The organism is Paraburkholderia sp. GW821-FHT02A12, assembly GCF_059422005.1.
This window is the reverse complement of sequence record NZ_JBWKWA010000001.1, coordinates 924,322-942,471: the sequence shown is the minus strand read 5'-3', so window position 1 is coordinate 942,471 and position 18,150 is coordinate 924,322. Positions and strand designations below refer to the sequence as shown.

Here is an 18,150-nt window from a genome sequence, read left to right as displayed (position 1 = left end):
CTTGCTCGACAACCTCCCACGATGCTGCCGCGTCCTAACGGCAGCCGACCGCCTGTCGCCACCACCGCTCACATAACATGACCCGATCGACCCTTCGTCCCGCGCGCCGCGCCCTGCTCGCTGCCCTGTTGCTCTCGCCCGTCCTCGCGTTCAATGCGCCGGCCGCTCAGGCGGATACGCTCGATAACATCGCTAAAGCCGGTGTGCTCAAAGTCGCCGTGCCGGAAGACTATCCGCCGTTCGGCTCGGTCGGCGCCGATATGAAGCCGCAAGGCTATGACATCGATACCGCGGCCCTCCTCGCGAAGTCGATGAACGTGAAGCTCGAACTCGTGCCGGTCAACAGCGCGAACCGCATTCCGTATCTGCAAACCGGCAAGGTCGATCTGGTCATCTCGTCGCTCGGCAAAACGCCGGATCGCGAGAAGGTCATCGATTTCTCGAACGCCTATGCACCGTACTATCAAGGCGTGTTCGGTCCGGCCGACCTCAAGGTCGCCAGCCCCGCCGATCTCACCGGCAAGACGGTCGGCGCCACGCGCGGCGCGCTCGAGGAAATCGGTCTCACGCAGATGGCGCCGAACGCGACCATCAAACGCTTCGAAGACAACAACGCCACCATCGCCGCATTCCTCTCCGGACAGGTGCAGTTGATCGCCGCCGGTAACATCGTGGCCGCCGCGATCCTCGCGAAGAACCCGCCGCGTCGGCCGGAACCGAAGTTCGTCATCAAGAATTCGCCGTGCTTCGTCGGCATGAACAAGAACGAAGGCCGCCTGCAGCAGAAAGTCAACGCCGCCATCGCGCAAGCGAAACAGGACGGCACGCTCAACACGATGTCGAAAAAATGGTTCGGCACGCCGCTGCCGACAGATCTGTAAGCGTGTCGTTAGCCGGACTTGATACCGTGACAGGCTCATCCGGCATTGCGCTCGTCCTGGCCCATCCGTGCACGGCACGCGATCGCGGCCATGACGCGCAGCGCCGGTCATCATCGCCGCCTGCCCCATCGGGACAGGCGCAACCCTAAGCACATAATCGATGAAGCTGACACCTCGCGAGAAGGACAAGCTGCTGATCTTCACCGCCGCGCTGCTCGCCGAACGGCGCCGCGCGCGCGGTCTCAAACTGAATTACCCGGAGGCGATCGCTTTCATCACCGCGGCGCTAATGGAAGCGGCCCGCGACGGCAAGACCGTCGCCGAAGTCATGCACTACGGCACCACGCTGCTCACGCGTGACGACGTGATGGAAGGTGTGCCGGAAATGATCCCCGACATCCAGGTCGAAGCCACCTTCCCCGACGGCACCAAGCTCGTCACCGTTCATCACCCGATCCCCTAATCACGTAAGGCAGGCCCCATGATTCCCGGCGAACTCCTCATCGACGACGGCGAACACGAACTCAACGCGGGCCGCGCCACCGTCACGGTGGTCGTGTCGAATACCGGCGACCGGCCGGTGCAGATCGGCTCGCACTACCACTTCTACGAAGTGAACCCGGCGCTCTCCTTCGATCGCGAAGCGGCACGCGGCTTCCGGCTGAACATCGCGGCGGGCACCGCCGTGCGCTTCGAGCCCGGCCAGGAACGCACCGTCGAACTGGTCGAACTGGCGGGCGAGCGCGTCGTCTACGGCTTCAACGGCAAGGTGATGGGCAAGCTGTGATGCGCGAACCACGCGTGCTTGCTCGAACCGCCCTGCTCATTTCCGGACCCACAACATGACATTACGCATTGGCCGCCGCGCATACGCGGAAATGTTCGGCCCCACCACCGGCGACCGCGTGCGCCTCGCCGATACGGACCTGTTGATCGAAGTCGAACGCGACTTCACGACCTACGGCGAAGAAGTGAAATTCGGCGGCGGCAAGGTGATTCGCGACGGCATGGGCCAGTCGCAACGCGTGCACGCCGACGTGGTCGATACGGTCGTCACCAACGCGGTGATTCTCGATCATTGGGGCATCGTCAAAGCCGACATCGGCATCAAGAACGGCCGCATCGCCGCGATCGGCAAAGCAGGCAACCCGGACATTCAGCCGAACGTGACGATCGCGATCGGCGCGTCCACCGAAGTGATCGCCGGCGAAGGCCTGATCGTGACGGCGGGCGGCATCGATACGCACATTCACTTCATCAGCCCGCAGCAGATCGAAGAAGCGCTCGCGAGCGGCGTGACGACCATGCTCGGCGGCGGCACCGGTCCCGCGACGGGCACGAACGCCACCACCTGCACGCCGGGTCCGTGGCATCTCGAACGGATGCTGCAAGCGGCCGACGGTTATCCGATGAACCTCGGCTTTCTCGGCAAGGGCAACGTGAGCCAGCCGCAGCCTGCCTTGGAGCAGATCGCCGCGGGTGCGATCGGCCTGAAGCTGCACGAAGACTGGGGCACGACGCCCGCTGCAATCGACAACTGTCTTTCCGTCGCCGACGACACCGACACGCAGGTCGCGATTCACACGGATACGCTGAACGAAGCAGGCTTTGTCGAAGCGACAGTCGCGGCGTTCAAGGGCCGCACGATCCACACGTATCACACGGAAGGCGCAGGCGGCGGCCACGCGCCGGACATCATCAAGGTGTGCGGCGAAGCGAACGTGCTGCCCTCGTCCACCAATCCGACGCGCCCGTATACCGTCAACACGCTCGAAGAACATCTCGACATGCTGATGGTGTGCCACCACCTGGACCCGTCGATCGCGGAAGACATCGCGTTCGCCGAATCCCGCATCCGCCGCGAGACCATCGCCGCCGAAGACATCCTGCACGACCTCGGCGCGCTGTCGATGCTGTCGTCGGATTCGCAGGCCATGGGGCGCGTGGGCGAAGTGATCATCCGCACGTGGCAGACCGCGCACAAGATGAAGGTTCAACGCGGCGCGCTGCCTGAGGACAACGCGCGCCACGACAATTTCCGCGCGAAGCGTTATGTCGCGAAGTACACGATCAACCCGGCGATCACGCACGGCATTTCACATGAAGTCGGCTCGATCGAACCCGGTAAATGGGCCGACCTGGTGTTCTGGCAGCCGGCGTTTTTCGGCATCAAACCATCGCTGATATTGAAGGGCGGCATGATCGCGATGGCGCAGATGGGCGACCCGAACGCGTCGATTCCGACGCCGCAGCCGGTCCACTATCGCGAGATGTTCGCGACACGCGGCGGTGCGCTGGGACGCACGTCGCTCACCTTCGTTTCGCAGATGGCCGCGGAGGCGGGCGTCGGCGAACGCTACGGCCTGAATAAGCGTATCGTTGCCGTAAAGAACTGCCGCAACATCACGAAGGCCGACATGATTCACAACGCGTGGCGTCCGGCGATCAGCGTCGATCCGGAGACATATCAGGTCATCGCCGACGGTCAGTTGCTGACCTGCGAACCAGCAACCGTACTGCCGATGGCGCAACGCTACTTCCTGTTCTAAACCATGCGCACCATCGACAAACTGATCGCGCCGCATCTGAAGCTCGCGCCTGTATTGATCAAGCGCGCGCCGACCTTGACGCTCGCTTTCGACGACCGCCGCAAGAGCCGCCTCGCGGCGACGCTCGACAACGGCGAGGAAGTCGCGCTGCTGCTGCCGCGCGGCACGGTGCTGCGCGACGGCGATGTGCTGGTCGCCGACGACGGCGGTTTGGTGCGCGTCGTGGCCGCGCCCGAAACGGTGCTGTACGTCCGCGCCAAAGATGCGCTGACGCTCACGCGCGCCGCGTACCATCTCGGCAATCGCCACACGCCCGTCGAAGTCGGCGCGGATTATCTGAAGCTCGAATACGATCCGGTGCTGGCCGATATGCTCAAGCGCATCGGCGCAACGGTCGATCAGGTGTCGATGCCGTTCCAGCCGGAATCCGGCGCGTACGGCGGCGGCCACAGGCATGGTCACGACGAGACTTTCGCCGAAGACTACGCAATCGCGCAGCAGGTGTTCGGCGAGCATCACGGTCATGAGCATTCGCATGATCACGACTGTGAGCACGGCCATGGCCACGCGCACGGCCACGATCATGAGCACGGCCACTCGCACGATCATGAGCACGATCACGACCACGGCGATCACGTCCACGACGAATCGTGCGACCACGGGCATCACCCTCATCATGCGCATCGCTGAACTCACGGCGCTGCTGCATCTCGCGTCGCCGGCGCTGCCGATCGGCGCGTTCAGCTACTCGCAGGGTCTCGAGGCCGCGATCGAAGCGCATTTGATCACCGACGCCGATTCCGCACGCGACTGGATCGCCAGCGGTTTGAGCGATGTGCTCGCGCATGGCGAACTGCCGTTTCTGGCGCATCAGATCGAACGCTGGCGCGCGCATGATGCTGCGGGACTGGCCTCGGCGAATAGCGAGTTCCTCGCGAGCCGCGAGTCGGCCGAATTGAGACGCGAAACGGAGCAGATGGGCTGGTCGCTGCGGCAGTTGTGCGTGTCGCTGGAATGGGGCGATCCAGCACGGCGCACGACACTGGCATCGATGACGCCTTTGGCCCAACCCACGGCATTTGCGTTCGCCGCCTTCGCGCACGACGCGGCGCCCGACGCCGCTCTCGCCGCTTACGCCTTCAGCTGGGTGGAGAACCAGGCCGCCGCCGCGTTGAAAGCGGTGCCGCTCGGCCAGCTCGCCGGACAACGCATCATCGTCGCGTTGCGCGCGCCGATCGACGCCGCCGTCACGCGCGCACTGGCCACCACACCGGACAACATCAGCACCTTCGCGCCGCAATTAGGCATTTTGTCGGCGCGTCACGAGTCGCAATACTCGCGGCTCTTTCGCTCATAAGCAGATTTAAGTAGATCCATCATGAATGCACCTCATCACCCCGCTCTTCGTACGAAGAAACTGCCGCCGCTGCGCGTAGGCGTCGGCGGCCCGGTCGGCTCGGGCAAGACCACGCTGCTCGAAATGCTCTGCAAGGCGATGCGCGAACAGTACGACCTCGTCGCGATCACCAACGATATCTATACGAAAGAAGATCAGCGTCTGTTGACGGTGGCGGGTGCGCTGCCGGCCGAGCGAATCATGGGTGTGGAGACAGGCGGCTGCCCGCACACGGCGATTCGCGAAGACGCGTCGATCAACCTCGAAGCCGTTGACCGCATGCTCACGCGTTTTCCCGACGCGGACATCGTGTTCATCGAATCGGGCGGCGACAACCTCGCGGCAACCTTCAGCCCGGAGTTGTCGGACCTGACGATCTACGTGATCGACGTCGCCGGCGGCGAGAAGATTCCGCGCAAAGGCGGACCGGGGATTACGAAGTCGGATCTGCTGGTGATCAACAAGACGGATCTGGCGCCGATGGTCGGCGCGAATCTCGATGTGATGGCGTCCGACGCGAAGAAGATGCGCGGCGAGCGGCCCTTCGTGATGTGCAATCTGAAGGCGCTCGACGGCCTGGACGAGGTGGTGAAGTTTATCGAGAAGAAGGGGTTGTTGAAGGTTTGAGCCTTCACTCGCCTGGATGGCATTCGAGCAGAAATGCCATCATCTCGGTCCCATCCTTCGATAGATAGAAGCGCACCATCTTTTCGTTGAAGTCCCCCGCCCGCTGCGCCGGGACACTGATTGCGTCGATGCCGTTCGACATGAGCACGCCGTTCATCATGAAGCGCGAGGTGCGCTTGTTGCCGTCGAAGAAGTCGAAGAAGAATTGCTGCAACGCGCCGAACAGGAAGAACGCGCAACCACGCTCGAAGACATTCGGGACCTGCTCGGTCAGCGCGCGGGTTCCGGCAGCGAAAACCCGGTTGAGTTCTGGAGCACCGGCCACGGTCGGCAGCGGCGTATATCGCCCTGCCTCACCTAAAGCTACGTCGGGTGTGTACCGGGTTTCTTCGCCCTCCCCGCGGAACACGCCCCACTCCAGCGCCTCGTTGCGCGCAACAAGACGATGCAGGTCGCAAAACGTCGCTTTGTCGAGCGCAAAACGGCCGTTCTGTACGATTGCAAGCAGATGTTTCGAACTCTCCGCCAGGTTCAGGACCTGCTCCTGATCAGAGATCTTCCGTCCGCCAACGGTGACGCCATCGAGCAGCGTTTTTACCTCGGGGAACGTAAAAGGATTGCCTTCGAGCACGCTCGCATCCCACACGAATTCCGGCAGCATCCGATGAAAGCGGAAACACACCCGTTTGATCGAGTGGATCGGCATGTCTTGCGGAATCGCGGCACGGTCCCATTGGAAGCCGAGGTCGGTGAAAAGCGTCATGGCAGGTCGTGAAGGGAGCGGTTCAAGTCACAGGGCAGTCAGCGCTCAAGCCCGGTGTTGGCAGAATATACGATTTATCGGCGCACAAAGCGATAACGCGAGCGCAACATTCGCGGCGCTCGAATCACTACTCCGGCAACAACGCCATCAACACATCCACCGTCCGCGCGGTCGCGCCGCGATGGCGCGCGGCGAAGGCCGAGGCCGCGCCGCTCATCGCGAGCCGCCGCGCCTTGTCGCCGAACAGCTCGCGCAGCGCGCGCGCCAGATCGGCCGGGTCTTGCACCTGCACCGCCGCACCCGCCGCGACCGCATCGGCGGTGGCTTGCGTGAAGTTGAACACGTGCGGTCCGATCAGCACCGGCACACCGACCGCACACGCCTCGATCAGATTCTGCCCACCGAGCGGCAACAAACTCCCGCCGATGAACGCCAGATCCGACGCGGCATAGTAAGCGCCCAACTCGCCCATCGAATCGCCGAGCAGCACATTCACATTCGAAGGCAACGCCGGCACGCCGCCGCCCGCGCCGGAAGCAGCCGAAGCCACCGTCGCCGCGGGCGCCCAGGTCGAACGCCGCTCGATGCGCAAGCCGGCTTTCTCGACCAGCGCCGCCACTTCGTTGAAGCGCTGTGGATGCCGCGGCACGAGAATCAGCAACGCGCCGTCGATGCCGAGTGCGGCGAACGCCTGCAACACCAACGCCTCTTCGCCTTCACGCGTACTCGCCGCGACCCACACCGGCCGCGCGCCGATCGCCGCGCGCCACGCATGACCGCGCGCCGCCAGTTCCGGCGGCGTGCTCATGTCGAACTTGAGATTGCCGAGCACCGCGACATTGCGCGCGCCCAACGCCGTGAGCCGCTCCGCATCCGCCGGACTCTGCGCCAGCACGCGCGCAAAACCGCCGAACACGCCCCTGGTTGCGTTGCCGAACTTCGCAGCGCGCTTATAAGAACGCGCGGACATCCGCGCATTGGTCAGCACGAGCGGCACATCCGCGCGACGGCATTCGTCGATCAGCGTCGGCCACACTTCGGTTTCCATCACCAGACCGAGCGACGGCCGCCACGTCCGCAAGAACCGCCGCACCGCGTGCGGCATGTCGTACGGCAAATAGCTGCGCAACACGCGGTCGCCGAATATCTGCTCGCCGGTCGCGCGGCCGCTCGGCGTCATATGCGTAAGCAGAATCCGCGCGTCGGGCCGCGCCTTCATCAGCGCGTCGATCAGCGGCTGCGCGGCGCGCGTCTCGCCCACCGACACCGCATGCACCCAGATCAGCGGCGCATCGTCTTCCGGCAGCCGGCCACGCGCAGAACCGAAACGCTCGCCGATATGCTCGCGATAACCGCGCTCCTTGCGCGAGCGGATCAGCAAACGCAATACGGCAAGCGGCGCGACGATCCACCAGAGTGCGTTATAGATCGCCCTCAGCATCGGGGCTCCGCATCTTTCAGCGAGTCTGACAAGAAGAAAGCGGCGCTCAAACCAGCGCCCTGCCCTTCAGGCGCTCGAGAATGCCGAGCGGCGCGCATTCCGGCTGCGCCATCGCCTTGACCGGCAGGAAGAAAGTCTGCTCCAGCATGAACTGGCCGGACATGACGGCGTGCGAAGTCTGGTCGGAGAAACACACCCACACGCTGCCGGTCGGAAACGGCACGGTTTCCTGCGGGCATGACTTCTGATAGTCGAGATCGGCCTTCATGCCGTCGTGCAGATTCAGCATCAGATGGTCGTATTCGCTGCGCGGCGATTTGGTCACGTGCAGCAGATTCAGCAGCCACGCGGAGCCCGGCATCTGCGGCTTGATGCGCGGCAGGAAGCGCCTCGCCATGTCCTCGAACGGTTCGCCGACGCGCCACACGCGCGGCACGCCATGCGGATTGACGTTGGTGAACACGCGCAGGATGCGCTCGCCGTAGTTCGGCCGCGACGGGAATGCATCGACGTGCAGACGGCTGTCGTCCTTGCGCCACGAAGTCTGGCGCGTTTCCACCTGATGCAGACGCAAACTGGTGGGCGCGACGCGCAGCGTGCCGTTGTATTCGGGGAAAAGCCCATCGACCAGCGTGCGCGCATTGGCCTGATAACGCGCGATCAACGCGCGCACCGCCGATTGCGCGACGGCGTCGCCGGCCACGCCGTGCAGCGCGCCGCCATTCGGTTCGAGGCTGATGTTCTTGCGGTTCGGGTCGGCGAGCGCCGGATCGAGCAGCGCCTGCTCGCCGCCTTCGATCGCAAAGCGCAGATTCGGGAAGTACAGCACTTTGCCGCGCTCGACGCCGGCGAGCAGCGTTTCGCGCGGCACGGACAGATTGCGTCCGTGCCAGTCAGCGTTCGCTACTTCGATGATCTGGGTTTCGTTCATGGTCGCCCTTGAAAACGGATGGAGCGTAAGGCGAAGCGCACGCCGCGTTACAGCAGGCCGAAGCCGGCCAGTGCGGACTTCAGCTGTTGCAGCGTGGGCGGCTGCCCGGCGGTGCCGAGATTGACGACGTTCGGCGACCAGTAGCCGCCGGTGCGCCACGCGGTGGCGAAATTGTACAACTCGATCGTCGGCCGCTTCAGCGCCGCGGCGATGTGAACCAGACCTGTGTCAACCCCGACCGTCGCGGCGGCGCCGTCGATCAGGCCGACCACCGCCGGCAACGACAGCCTGGGCGGCACGATCGCCGCGGCGCCGAACTCCTTGGCCAGACGCTCACTGGTCGTGCGCTCTTCGTCGCTGCCCCACGGCAGCACGATCGACGCGCCACGCCGCACCAGCGACTGGCCCAGGTTGATCCACGCGGCATCGGGCCATTGCTTGTCGGCGCGCGAGGTGGCGTGGACGAACACCACGTACGGCACCGGCAGGTTCAGATTCGCCTCCGACAAAGCCAGCGCCGCGCGCCCGGTGTCGATGCCGAAATCGATTTCGTCGGTGGGTTGCGGCTGCGGGTCGTTCAGCGCCGCGGCGACCAGTTGGCGCGTGCGTTCGACCACATGGGTGCGCGGCTCAATCGGCACGCGCTTGTCGTAGAAGAAACGCACCGGCCATTCGAAGCCCGCGCCGTCGGTGCGGTTCGCGAGGCCGACCAGCGGTCCGCGTGCCATGCTCGCGACCCACGCGGTCTTGATGAGCCCCTGGCAGTCGATTACGAGATCGTAGTGCTCGGCGGCGAGCGCACGCCGGAATGCGCCGATCTCGCGCCAGTTGTCGAGCGATAGGAGCCGCTTGCGCCAGCGCCGCAGCGACACGGGAATCGCCCGGTGCACGCCGGTCACGAGCTGCACGAGCCCCACGAAGCTTTCTTCGACGAGCCAGTCGATCTGCGCTTGCGGATGGCGGCGGCGGATGTCGGCGATCACCGGCATGTTGTGAACGACGTCGCCCAATGACGACACCCTCACGATCAGTATCTTTTGCACGCTCAAGAGTGGGAAAACCGGCTATCCGGCCCGAAGATGCGTTGAAAGAGCCCCCGAACCTGTCGCTTCGCGCCAGGCCTCCCGAGGGGGGTGAGGAAACTTGGGGCGGCCCGGCGTTTTAGTAAGAGCACCCCCAAACCTGTCGCTTCGCGCCAGGCCCCCCCCGAGGGGGACGAGAAAACTTGGGGCGGCCCGGCGTTTTCTCACGAGGACGGCAATTTTAGCGCGTCGCATGCCAATGCCATGAAAAAACGCGGCGCGGTAAGTGAAACCCGCGCCGCGTTCGGCGGCAGCCTCGGGCGGTTCAACTCGAACCGCCCGCGGCTTTTCGTCGCCCGAACCGTCAGAACGGCAGTTTGGCGTCAGCCTTCTCCGCGAGGATCACGCGGCGAAAGTCTTCCTGGATGCGCTTGAGCGCTTCGTCGTTATCGGCCTCGAAACGCATCACGACCACCGGCGTGGTGTTCGACGAACGCGCCAGACCAAAGCCGTCCGGATATTCGACGCGCAGGCCGTCGATCTTCACGACGTCGTCCGCGCCGGTGAACTTCGCGTTCTGCTGCAAACGCGCGATCAGCTCGAAGTTTTCGCCTTCCTCCAGCTTCAGTTGCAGCTCCGGCGTGGAATGCGAGTTCGGCAGCGAGTTCAGCAGCTTGCTCGGATCGGACACGCGCGTGAGGATTTCCAAAAGACGCGCGCCCGTGTACAGGCCGTCGTCGAAACCGTACCAGCGGTCCTTGAAGAACACGTGGCCGCTCATTTCGCCTGCCAGCGGCGCGCCGGTTTCGCGCAGCTTCGCCTTCACGAGCGAGTGGCCGGTCTTCCACATCAGCGGCTCGCCGCCCTTGTCCTTCACCCACTTGGCCAGATTGCGCGTGCACTTCACGTCGTAAATGATCTGCGCGCCCTGGTTGCGCGACAGCACTTCTTCGGCGAACAGCATCAGCTGGCGATCCGGATAAATGATCTGGCCGTCTTTGGTGACCACGCCGAGACGGTCGCCGTCGCCGTCGAATGCGAAACCGATTTCAGCATCGGTTTCCTTCAGCGCGCGGATCACGTCCTGGAGATTCTCGGGGTGCGCCGGGTCCGGGTGGTGATTCGGGAAGTTGCCGTCGATCTCGGTGAACAGTTCGACCAGTTCGCAGCCAAGCTTCTTGAAGAGCTTCGGCGCGAGGCCGCCGGCCACGCCATTGCCGGTGTCGACCACGATCTTGATCGGGCGCGCGAGCGTGATGTCGCTCGCGATGCGATCGAGATACGTATCGGCGATGTCGTACTCGGTGTACGTGCCGCTGCCGGTGGCGAAGTTATCGTCGACGATGCGCTGATGCAGCGCGAGAATCTGCTCGCCGTAAATCGCCGCGCCGCGCAGCACCATCTTGAAACCGTTGTAGTCCGGCGGATTGTGGCTGCCCGTCACGACGATGCACGAGTCGACGCGGCGCTCGCCGCCGTCTAGCTGCAACGGCACGCTGGCCGCGAAGTAGCCCACCGGCGTGGGCACCATGCCGACGTTGACCACGTCGACGCCTGCCGCGCGCAAGCCGTCCGACAGCGCCTGGATCAGTTCGGGACCGGACAGGCGGCCGTCGCGCGCAACCACCACGGCGTCGCCGCCTTGCGCCCGCACTTCGCTGCCGAATGCACGGCCGATCGAACGGGCTGCATCGGCGTCGAGCGTCTTGCCGATCACACCGCGAATGTCATACGCCTTGAAGATAGATTTGGAGATCATGTTGGCTCACTTGCGTGCAAAGGAAAATTTTGACCGGCGCTACGCTGATCAATCGGTAAATTGGTCGCTAACCTGGCCGTTGAGCTGGCCGTTGAGCTGGTCATTAACCGATTGGTACAACCTCGCGATGCGCCCTTGCCGGAAGCGATCCGGTTCCAACTTATAATTGCGCCTTTCGGACCTGCCTTATAGACGCCCTATTCTAATGCTTAGACGCCCTCCTTTTGGAAAGTTGCCGCGACTGTCGGCCAGGTGGGCAATGACGCGCGCTGCCGCCGCGCGGCTTGCAACGCTTGCGCCGCCCGCTCGATTCGCGCAACCGGACAGGCGGGCGGCAAGCGGATGCTGACGCTCAAACGCTTCGCCAATCCCGACGTCACGCGCGCCTTCACCAATATCGTCTGGCTCGGGCTGGAGCGGCTCACGCAGATCGGCGTTGCGATCTTGATCAGCGGCATGCTGGCGCGCTACTTCGGGCCGGACATCTTCGGCAAATGGCAGTACGCGAACACGCTGCTGCTGGTGCTGTCGCCGATCACCTGGGTGTGCGGCGCGGAGATTCTGGTCCCCACCATCGTCGGCCGGCCGCCGGCTCAACTCGGCACCGTGCTCGGTAGCGCCTTCGCGCTGCGCATTTCCGTGTCGGTCGCGGCGCTGCTGCTGACGTGGCTCGGCATTGCGCTGCACCTCTTCGAACCGATGGTCGGCGCGATGCTCGCCGGCCTCGCGGTCAGCATGCTGTTTCGCGAGCCGTTCGTCGGCGTGATCAATGCGTGGCTGCAAAGCATGACGTACAGCAAGCCGCAGTTGCTCACCAGCATGAGCACCGCGGTGCTGAAAGCGGGTTTCGTCTATCTGCTGGTGCGCGCCATGGCGGCGCCCGCGCGCTTCGGCTGGCTGTGGGCGGTCGAATCCGCGGCGATCGGCGCCGTGCTGCTGATCTATTACATCCGCCGGCATGACGGCACGCTCGGCTGGCGCTTCGACCGTTCGCTGTTTCGCCACTTCGCGAGCGCGGGCACGGTGTTCTGGCTTGGCCTGATCTGTATGTATCTGTTTCTGAAACTGGACCGGCTGATGCTCGAACGCGCGATCTCTTTCGCCGACCTCGGACGTTATTCGGCCGCGCAGCAGTTGAACGAAAACTGGATCACGCTCGCGCTGATGCTCGCGCAGACGATTGCGCCCGCGTTCGTCTATCGCGTGCAGGAGCCCGCGCAACTGCGCCGCAACGTGTGGCGGCTCACCGCAATGACCGCCGCGCTGATGGTGAGCGGCGCGCTCGTGCTGGATCTGCTGGCGGGGTTCATCATCGGCCGCGTGTTCGGGCCGGACTATGAAGGCGCGATCGAGATTTTCCGCTGGGCCGTGTGGCTTTCCGTGCCGGCCGGGATCGAAGCGATCGGCAATCTGATCGTGCTGAAATATCAGGCCAAATTCGTGTTGCTGTCGAAGTGGCTGCTGGCGCTGGCCGTCGCCTTCGTCGTCAATCTGCTGGCGATTCCGCGGCTTGGCGCGTACGGCGCGTTGGTGGGCCTCGCGGCCGGCTATCTGGCGGCTGCGTCGGTCAATCTCTACTACATCCGCTTCAAATTGCGCCCATGACGAATTCATCCGCCGCCGCGCATATTGCCCTCGACGACGTCGCCGTGCTGATGCCCGCGTACAACGGCCAGGCCGACGTCGATCTCACGCTGGCCTCGTTCAGCGAAAGCGCCCCGGTGCACGTGCTGATCGTCGACGACGGCAGCACGCCGCCGATCGTCGCGCCGGCGATCGCCAATCTGCATATCGAAGTGCTGCGCATGCCGGAGAACGGCGGCATCGAGCGCGCGCTGCAAGCCGGCATCGACGCCCTTGCCCAGCGCGGCTTCCGCTATGCCGCGCGGATCGACGCGGGCGACCGCAGCGTGCCGCAGCGCCTCGCCAAACAGCGCATGTTCATGGAATTGCATCCGCAAGTGGCCGGCCTCGGCATGTGGACGCAGGTCGTCACGCGTGACGGCAAGCCGCTCTTCATGCTGACGCCGCCCGCCGAGCCGAGCGCGATTCGCCGTCTGCGGTTTTTCCGCTCATGCCTCGCGCATCCTTCGATGATGCTGCGCATCGACGCGGTGCGCGCGGTCGGCAACTATCGCACGCAATACCGTTCCGCCGAAGACCTCGATCTGTTCGTGCGCCTGATGGAGCGCTACGACTGCGCGAATCTGCCGGAACTTGGGCTCTATTACGAGCTGAACGAAGGCGGCATCAGCGCGACCAAACGGCGCCGCCAGGTGAGTTCGACGCTGCGGCTGCAACTGCGCTATTTCAACGCCGCCAATCTCTACGACTGGCTCGGCCTCGCCAAAAATCTGTTGCATCTGATCACGCCCTACGGCGCGTTACAGCGGGTCAAACGCACGCTGCTCGCGCCGCGCGCAAGCCATTAATTCATTCCACCGTCGAGCCCGTTCCCGCATGAAGCCTGCCTTGAAGTCGACGCCCGCGCTGCGCATTACACTCGTCTGTAACACCGCCTGGGCAATCTATACGTATCGGCAAGGGCTGATCCGCATGCTGGTTGGACGCGGCGTCGACGTGACGGTGCTCGCGCCGCGCGATCGCACGTTCGAACTGCTCGCCGCGATGGGTTGCCGCTGCATCGAACTGCCGGTGGCGTCGAAAGGCACCAGTCCACGCGAAGACCTGCGGACGCTTTTGTCGTTGTATCGTTTGTACCGGAGCATCCGCCCGCACGTCGTGTTTCATTACACGATCAAGCCGAACATCTACGGCTCGATCGCCGCGAAATTGGCGGGCGTGCAGTCGGTGGCGGTGACGACGGGGCTCGGTTACGTCTTCATCCAGCAGAGCCGCGCGGCGCAAGTCGCCAAAAAACTGTACCGTTTCGCTTTCCGTTTCCCGCGCGAAATCTGGTTTCTGAATCGCGACGACCAGGCCGCGTTTGTCGAGCAGAATTTGTTGGTGCATCCTGAGCGTGCGCGTCTGTTGCATGGCGAAGGCGTCGATCTCGAACAGTTCGCGTTCACGCCGCTGCCCGAGCGGGCCGAATTCAAGTTTGTGCTGATCGGGCGGCTCCTGTGGGACAAGGGCGTCGGCGAATATGTCGAAGCCGCACGGCGTTTGCGTGAACGTTACCGCCAGGCGCGTTTCCAACTGCTCGGGCCGGTCGGCGTCGACAATCCCAGCGCGATCACGCGCGAAGAAGTCGCCGCCTGGGAACGGGAAGGCGTCATCGAGTACCTGGGAGAGACGCACGACGTGCGGCCTTTCATCGCCGATGCGGATTGCATCGTATTGCCGTCGTATCGCGAAGGCGTGCCGCGCACGCTGATGGAAGCCTCGGCGATGGGCCGGCCGATAGTCGCGACCGACGTGCCGGGCTGCCGCGAGGTGGTGGCCGACGGCGTCAACGGCTGGCTGTGCGAAGTGCGCAATGCGGAGAGTCTCGCGGCGAAGCTGGCACAGATGCTCGACATGAGCGGCGCCAAGCGCCGCGCAATGGCAGAACGCGGCCGACAGAAAGTCGCAGAAGAATTCGACGAACGCGTGGTCGTCGAAGCATATAAAGACCTGGTGCAGAAAATGACGGGCGTCCTACTTTAACGGAGCAACAGCATGACCACGAAGGGCACGATTCTGGTAACGGGCGGCGCGGGCTTTATCGGCTCGCACACCTGTGTCGAACTGCTGAACGGCGGTTTCGACGTCGTGGTAATCGACAATCTCGTGAACAGCAATCGCGAATCGCTGCGGCGCGTGGAACAGATCACCGGCAAGGCGGTGGCCTTCTACGAAGCCGACGCGCGCGACGAAGCGGCGCTCAACCGTATTTTCGACGCCCATCCGATTACCGGCGCGATTCACTTCGCCGCGTTGAAGGCGGTGGGCGAATCGGTCGCCAAGCCGATCGAGTACTACAGCAACAACGTCGGCAGCCTGCTGACACTGCTCGGCGTGATGCGCGAGCGCAATGTGAAGCAGTTCGTGTTCAGTTCTTCCGCAACGGTGTATGGCGTGCCGAAGAGCTCGCCGATCGACGAATCGTTTCCGCTTTCCGCAACCAATCCTTATGGGCAGTCGAAGCTGATCGCCGAGCAGGTCTTGCGTGATCTGGAAGTGGCCGATCCTTCGTGGCGGATCGCGACGCTGCGCTATTTCAATCCGGTCGGGGCGCATGAGAGCGGCTTGATCGGCGAAGATCCCGCTGGCATTCCTAACAATCTGATGCCGTATGTGGCGCAGGTTGCCGTGGGCAAGCTCGAGAAGCTGCGGGTGTTCGGCGGCGACTATGAAACGCCTGACGGCACCGGCGTGCGCGATTACATCCACGTGGTGGATCTGGCGCGCGGACACCTGGCGGCACTCGATGCGCTGGTCGAGCGCGACGCGAGTTTCGTCGTGAATCTTGGGACAGGACAAGGGTACAGCGTGCTGGACGTAGTCCGCTCGTTCGAGAAGGCGTCGGGCAAACCGGTGCCGTACGAGATCGTGGCGCGCCGTCCGGGCGATGTGGCTTCGTGCTTTGCCGATCCGGGGGCGGCGGAGAAGCTCCTTGGCTGGCGTGCTGAGTTTGGGATCGAGAGGATGTGTGCGGATCATTGGCGGTGGCAGTCGATGACCCCCCACGGGTTTGGTGCAGCCTAGCGTCGGGGAGCCGGTTCGTCCCGTGCCCGGTTTTGCCTTGCGCCGGGCACGCTTCGACGGGAAGACCCGCGTTGTCACAGCCCGCCCGCGACGGGCGCCTCCGGTGTGCGTGCCGGTGGCTTTCGCGACGCGCGTCGTTTTTTCGCTACGCGCCGCTCCTGCCCCCTTGTGCTACCCGGTATTGGTGTGATCAAATAGCTTCGATTGCAGTACACGCTTTATCCTCCGCCGAGGCTTCGGCATGACACACCGGTTTCCCCCTGTTCTTCAGGGCATGAATCGTGATTTCAATTGCATTGCAGTTGGACGATGGGCTCTGTGTCCATCGTGACGATCCGGAAGAGGTCGCGGCTTGGTCCGCCGGCCACGAGTCATCGATGTATTAGCCGCCTTGTGAGGGCACGACTCGTCGAAGGATCAAAGGTCTGCTGCGCGCCAATGCCGGCGCAGCCCGCCCATCTGCCATCCCCCCACGCAAACCAGCCGTCAGGCTCACATGCGCCCTCAGGCGAGTGATCCGGCGGGTCATCAAACCATGCCCGTTCCTCTGGCATTCCAATAGCCCCGGGCGCGCGCATCTGTGCGCCGATCATCTGCTTTGACACATGCGTTTTGCGCACGCGGTCGCATGTAAAGCCGATTCCACGCGGGCATCTCTCACTTTCAAGCACAGCAGACCGCCTCTTATCCAGGTCACCGGATCTACAAACTCAACCTTACCCGTTGGCGCCTGTTCGTTCCTTCCTCCATTAACCGGCAAAGCCCCTCAGGCACGCAGCTGGCCCTCCCGCCCCCTTCCCGTCAGCGCGCAATCAACAGGCTCCGAGCCGGCTGTGATATGGCGCGGCACGTCCGCACCCCGGGGGCTGTGTTCGTGCATACCGCCAGCGCGCAACACAATGTGCGGGTCTGGCGGGTACTGAAGCGGAGGATTCAAATGGCCATGCTGGCAGATGCTGTACACGAGCTTGCCGGGGCGAGCGCCTTGGCCGGCGGTAGCTTTAAACATCAGGAAAACCGGCGTCATCTGGTGACACCGTTCCTGCGCTTTGCCCGGGAACTCAAGGCCCTTACCCGGTCACTTGCCGAGGTCAAGCCCTGGCTGGTGCATGCCTATGCAGCACACTGTGTCGCTCAAGGAATGACCCCGGGACACCTTGAGAACATATTTTCTGCCATCCGCGTCGTTCTGGATGTGATGGGAAACGACCTGGGTAAAAGCTGCAGCAACCGGCAGCTTGGCCTGCCATATCGCGTGCGCAAAGGCGCCCGCCGCGCCCAGACACCCGGCGAGCTTGACGCGCTGCTGGAGCGCGCGGCCCGCATTGATCGCGGACTCGGGCACCTCATCGCGCTCGCCCGGCACCTCGGCCTGCGTCGGCTTGAAGCCCTGATGTGTGGAAGGGACTTGAGGATGTGGCTTGATGCGCTGATGAGCGGCAAGACCAGGCTAGATGTGATGCGGGGGGCCAAAAATTTACGTGCCCGGGAAGTGGAGGTGCTCGAGGCGCAGCGGGAGGACACCATCAAGGTTATCCAGGCCGCTCTGGAATATGCCGTTGCGCACAACTATGAGTTCATCACAGGACGCGGCAAAACACTTGAGTCGGCGATCAACAGGCTGAAAGCCATACTGCGTCGCGCCGGAATGACAGGAGAACTATCTTTTCATTCACTTCGCTACACATATGCCTTGGATCTTGCGCTGCAGCTGCTGGACAGCGGTGTCGCGCCCTATGAGGCCCTCGTCCGCCTGAGCGCCTCGCTCGGCCACGGTCCCACGAGAATACAAATGATTTTCAACTACTACTGTCAACCCATTGCGCATCAATTCAAGGGTTGCCTGAAAATCCATAAGAAAGAAGCACACCGCCGAAGCCCGGCAAAGCAGTTGCCCCGGGCGGCCGCGCGGCGGGAAGCGAAACTCCGGCATGCCCGGCTAAGTGGCTCTCCAATTGGTCGGATGGATTTGCCGACGAATGCGATGCCCGCAATGCCCGCACGGGGCGCCCGCAGGCGCACGGGCGGAAAACGCGCGGTTTCCCACGCTCGCGCACCGGTCGACCACGCCGGCCAGGACCATAAAAATGGCCGCCAAACCGGTTGATTCATCTGCATTCCGCTCCTTTTT

The 18,150-nt window shown here is 63.7% G+C and carries 17 protein-coding genes; 12 read left to right on the top strand and 5 right to left on the bottom strand.

The annotated features are described in order from the left end of the window. Positions 1 to 77 precede the first annotated feature (77 nt). From AC07WT_RS04270 to ureG, 7 genes are all read left to right on the top strand, one after another. Positions 78 to 881: a transporter substrate-binding domain-containing protein gene (locus tag AC07WT_RS04270; RefSeq protein ID WP_492591144.1), complete on the top strand. Its 804-nt coding sequence runs from the start codon at positions 78 to 80 to the stop codon at positions 879 to 881. A 160-nt stretch (positions 882 to 1,041) separates the two neighbouring features. After that, a complete protein-coding gene (ureA, locus tag AC07WT_RS04265; RefSeq protein WP_011487082.1) occupies positions 1,042 to 1,344 on the top strand; it encodes an urease subunit gamma in 303 nt (100 codons plus the stop codon). An 18-nt stretch (positions 1,345 to 1,362) separates the two neighbouring features. Then, on the top strand, positions 1,363 to 1,668 hold the full coding sequence (locus AC07WT_RS04260; protein WP_492591146.1) for an urease subunit beta: 306 nt from the start codon (positions 1,363 to 1,365) through the stop codon (positions 1,666 to 1,668). 55 nt (positions 1,669 to 1,723) lie between these two features. Beyond that, positions 1,724 to 3,430, top strand: a complete 1,707-nt coding sequence (gene ureC / locus AC07WT_RS04255; RefSeq protein ID WP_494946168.1) for an urease subunit alpha — start codon at positions 1,724 to 1,726, stop codon at positions 3,428 to 3,430. A 3-nt stretch (positions 3,431 to 3,433) separates the two neighbouring features. Further along, positions 3,434 to 4,120, top strand: a complete 687-nt coding sequence (gene ureE / locus AC07WT_RS04250; protein ID WP_494946167.1) for an urease accessory protein UreE — start codon at positions 3,434 to 3,436, stop codon at positions 4,118 to 4,120. Further along, positions 4,107 to 4,787 carry an urease accessory protein UreF gene (locus AC07WT_RS04245; RefSeq protein WP_494948378.1) on the top strand — a complete coding sequence of 227 codons (681 nt, stop codon included), beginning with the start codon at positions 4,107 to 4,109 and terminating at the stop codon, positions 4,785 to 4,787. The genes ureE and AC07WT_RS04245 overlap by 14 nt, the downstream gene beginning before the upstream one ends. A gap of 21 nt (positions 4,788 to 4,808) precedes the next feature. Then, on the top strand, positions 4,809 to 5,453 hold the full coding sequence (gene ureG / locus AC07WT_RS04240; RefSeq protein WP_341312988.1) for an urease accessory protein UreG: 645 nt from the start codon (positions 4,809 to 4,811) through the stop codon (positions 5,451 to 5,453). Positions 5,454 to 5,457: 4 nt separating this feature from the next. Here ureG and AC07WT_RS04235 read toward each other — a convergent pair whose 3' ends face one another. The 5 genes from AC07WT_RS04235 to AC07WT_RS04215 all read right to left on the bottom strand — a co-directional run bounded on the left by AC07WT_RS04235 (position 5,458) and on the right by AC07WT_RS04215 (position 11,369). Then, on the bottom strand, positions 5,458 to 6,114 hold the full coding sequence (locus AC07WT_RS04235) for a Fic family protein (protein ID WP_494946166.1): 657 nt from the start codon (positions 6,112 to 6,114) through the stop codon (positions 5,458 to 5,460). A gap of 229 nt (positions 6,115 to 6,343) precedes the next feature. Continuing rightward, positions 6,344 to 7,657 (bottom strand): lipid IV(A) 3-deoxy-D-manno-octulosonic acid transferase, encoded by a 1,314-nt coding sequence (gene waaA / locus AC07WT_RS04230; protein WP_494946165.1) that lies wholly within the window; start codon positions 7,655 to 7,657, stop codon positions 6,344 to 6,346. A 46-nt stretch (positions 7,658 to 7,703) separates the two neighbouring features. Beyond that, positions 7,704 to 8,588, bottom strand: a complete 885-nt coding sequence (gene kdoO / locus AC07WT_RS04225) for a Kdo hydroxylase KdoO (RefSeq protein WP_494946164.1) — start codon at positions 8,586 to 8,588, stop codon at positions 7,704 to 7,706. Between the two features lie 47 nt (positions 8,589 to 8,635). Further along, complete coding sequence (gene waaC / locus AC07WT_RS04220) at positions 8,636 to 9,637, bottom strand: lipopolysaccharide heptosyltransferase I (protein WP_494946163.1); 1,002 nt, start codon at positions 9,635 to 9,637, stop codon at positions 8,636 to 8,638. 337 nt (positions 9,638 to 9,974) lie between these two features. Further along, positions 9,975 to 11,369, bottom strand: a complete 1,395-nt coding sequence (locus AC07WT_RS04215; protein WP_494946162.1) for a phosphomannomutase/phosphoglucomutase — start codon at positions 11,367 to 11,369, stop codon at positions 9,975 to 9,977. A gap of 342 nt (positions 11,370 to 11,711) precedes the next feature. Here AC07WT_RS04215 and AC07WT_RS04210 point away from each other — a divergent pair, with 342 nt between their 5' ends. The 5 genes from AC07WT_RS04210 to AC07WT_RS04190 all read left to right on the top strand — a co-directional run bounded on the left by AC07WT_RS04210 (position 11,712) and on the right by AC07WT_RS04190 (position 18,126). Next, positions 11,712 to 12,974 (top strand): oligosaccharide flippase family protein, encoded by a 1,263-nt coding sequence (locus AC07WT_RS04210; protein WP_494946161.1) that lies wholly within the window; start codon positions 11,712 to 11,714, stop codon positions 12,972 to 12,974. Further along, the gene (locus AC07WT_RS04205) at positions 12,971 to 13,801 is read left to right on the top strand and encodes a glycosyltransferase (RefSeq protein ID WP_494946160.1); all 831 of its coding nucleotides are present in this window, start codon (positions 12,971 to 12,973) and stop codon (positions 13,799 to 13,801) included. Before AC07WT_RS04210 ends, AC07WT_RS04205 begins: the two co-directional genes overlap by 4 nt. A 28-nt stretch (positions 13,802 to 13,829) precedes the next feature. Beyond that, positions 13,830 to 14,978, top strand: a complete 1,149-nt coding sequence (locus AC07WT_RS04200; RefSeq protein WP_494946159.1) for a glycosyltransferase family 4 protein — start codon at positions 13,830 to 13,832, stop codon at positions 14,976 to 14,978. Positions 14,979 to 14,990: 12 nt separating this feature from the next. Continuing rightward, positions 14,991 to 16,019 (top strand): UDP-glucose 4-epimerase GalE, encoded by a 1,029-nt coding sequence (gene galE, locus AC07WT_RS04195; RefSeq protein ID WP_494946158.1) that lies wholly within the window; start codon positions 14,991 to 14,993, stop codon positions 16,017 to 16,019. 937 nt (positions 16,020 to 16,956) lie between these two features. Then, positions 16,957 to 18,126: an integrase domain-containing protein gene (locus AC07WT_RS04190; RefSeq protein WP_494946157.1), complete on the top strand. Its 1,170-nt coding sequence runs from the start codon at positions 16,957 to 16,959 to the stop codon at positions 18,124 to 18,126. Positions 18,127 to 18,150 lie beyond the last annotated feature (24 nt).

Bases quoted from the DNA above. Each gene is read 5' to 3' on its own strand.
- AC07WT_RS04270 (WP_492591144.1), top strand. From the start codon at position 78: ATGACCCGATCGACCCTTCGTCCCGCGCGCCGCGCCCTGCTCGCTGCC.
- ureA (WP_011487082.1), top strand. From the start codon at position 1,042: ATGAAGCTGACACCTCGCGAGAAGGACAAGCTGCTGATCTTCACCGCC.
- AC07WT_RS04260 (WP_492591146.1), top strand. From the start codon at position 1,363: ATGATTCCCGGCGAACTCCTCATCGACGACGGCGAACACGAACTCAAC.
- ureC (WP_494946168.1), top strand. From the start codon at position 1,724: ATGACATTACGCATTGGCCGCCGCGCATACGCGGAAATGTTCGGCCCC.
- ureE (WP_494946167.1), top strand. From the start codon at position 3,434: ATGCGCACCATCGACAAACTGATCGCGCCGCATCTGAAGCTCGCGCCT.
- AC07WT_RS04245 (WP_494948378.1), top strand. From the start codon at position 4,107: ATGCGCATCGCTGAACTCACGGCGCTGCTGCATCTCGCGTCGCCGGCG.
- ureG (WP_341312988.1), top strand. From the start codon at position 4,809: ATGAATGCACCTCATCACCCCGCTCTTCGTACGAAGAAACTGCCGCCG.
- AC07WT_RS04235 (WP_494946166.1), bottom strand. From the start codon at position 6,114: ATGCTGCCGGAATTCGTGTGGGATGCGAGCGTGCTCGAAGGCAATCCT.
- waaA (WP_494946165.1), bottom strand. From the start codon at position 7,657: ATGCTGAGGGCGATCTATAACGCACTCTGGTGGATCGTCGCGCCGCTT.
- kdoO (WP_494946164.1), bottom strand. From the start codon at position 8,588: ATGAACGAAACCCAGATCATCGAAGTAGCGAACGCTGACTGGCACGGA.
- AC07WT_RS04215 (WP_494946162.1), bottom strand. From the start codon at position 11,369: ATGATCTCCAAATCTATCTTCAAGGCGTATGACATTCGCGGTGTGATC.
- AC07WT_RS04210 (WP_494946161.1), top strand. From the start codon at position 11,712: ATGCTGACGCTCAAACGCTTCGCCAATCCCGACGTCACGCGCGCCTTC.
- AC07WT_RS04205 (WP_494946160.1), top strand. From the start codon at position 12,971: ATGACGAATTCATCCGCCGCCGCGCATATTGCCCTCGACGACGTCGCC.
- AC07WT_RS04200 (WP_494946159.1), top strand. From the start codon at position 13,830: ATGAAGCCTGCCTTGAAGTCGACGCCCGCGCTGCGCATTACACTCGTC.
- galE (WP_494946158.1), top strand. From the start codon at position 14,991: ATGACCACGAAGGGCACGATTCTGGTAACGGGCGGCGCGGGCTTTATC.
- AC07WT_RS04190 (WP_494946157.1), top strand. From the start codon at position 16,957: ATGGCCATGCTGGCAGATGCTGTACACGAGCTTGCCGGGGCGAGCGCC.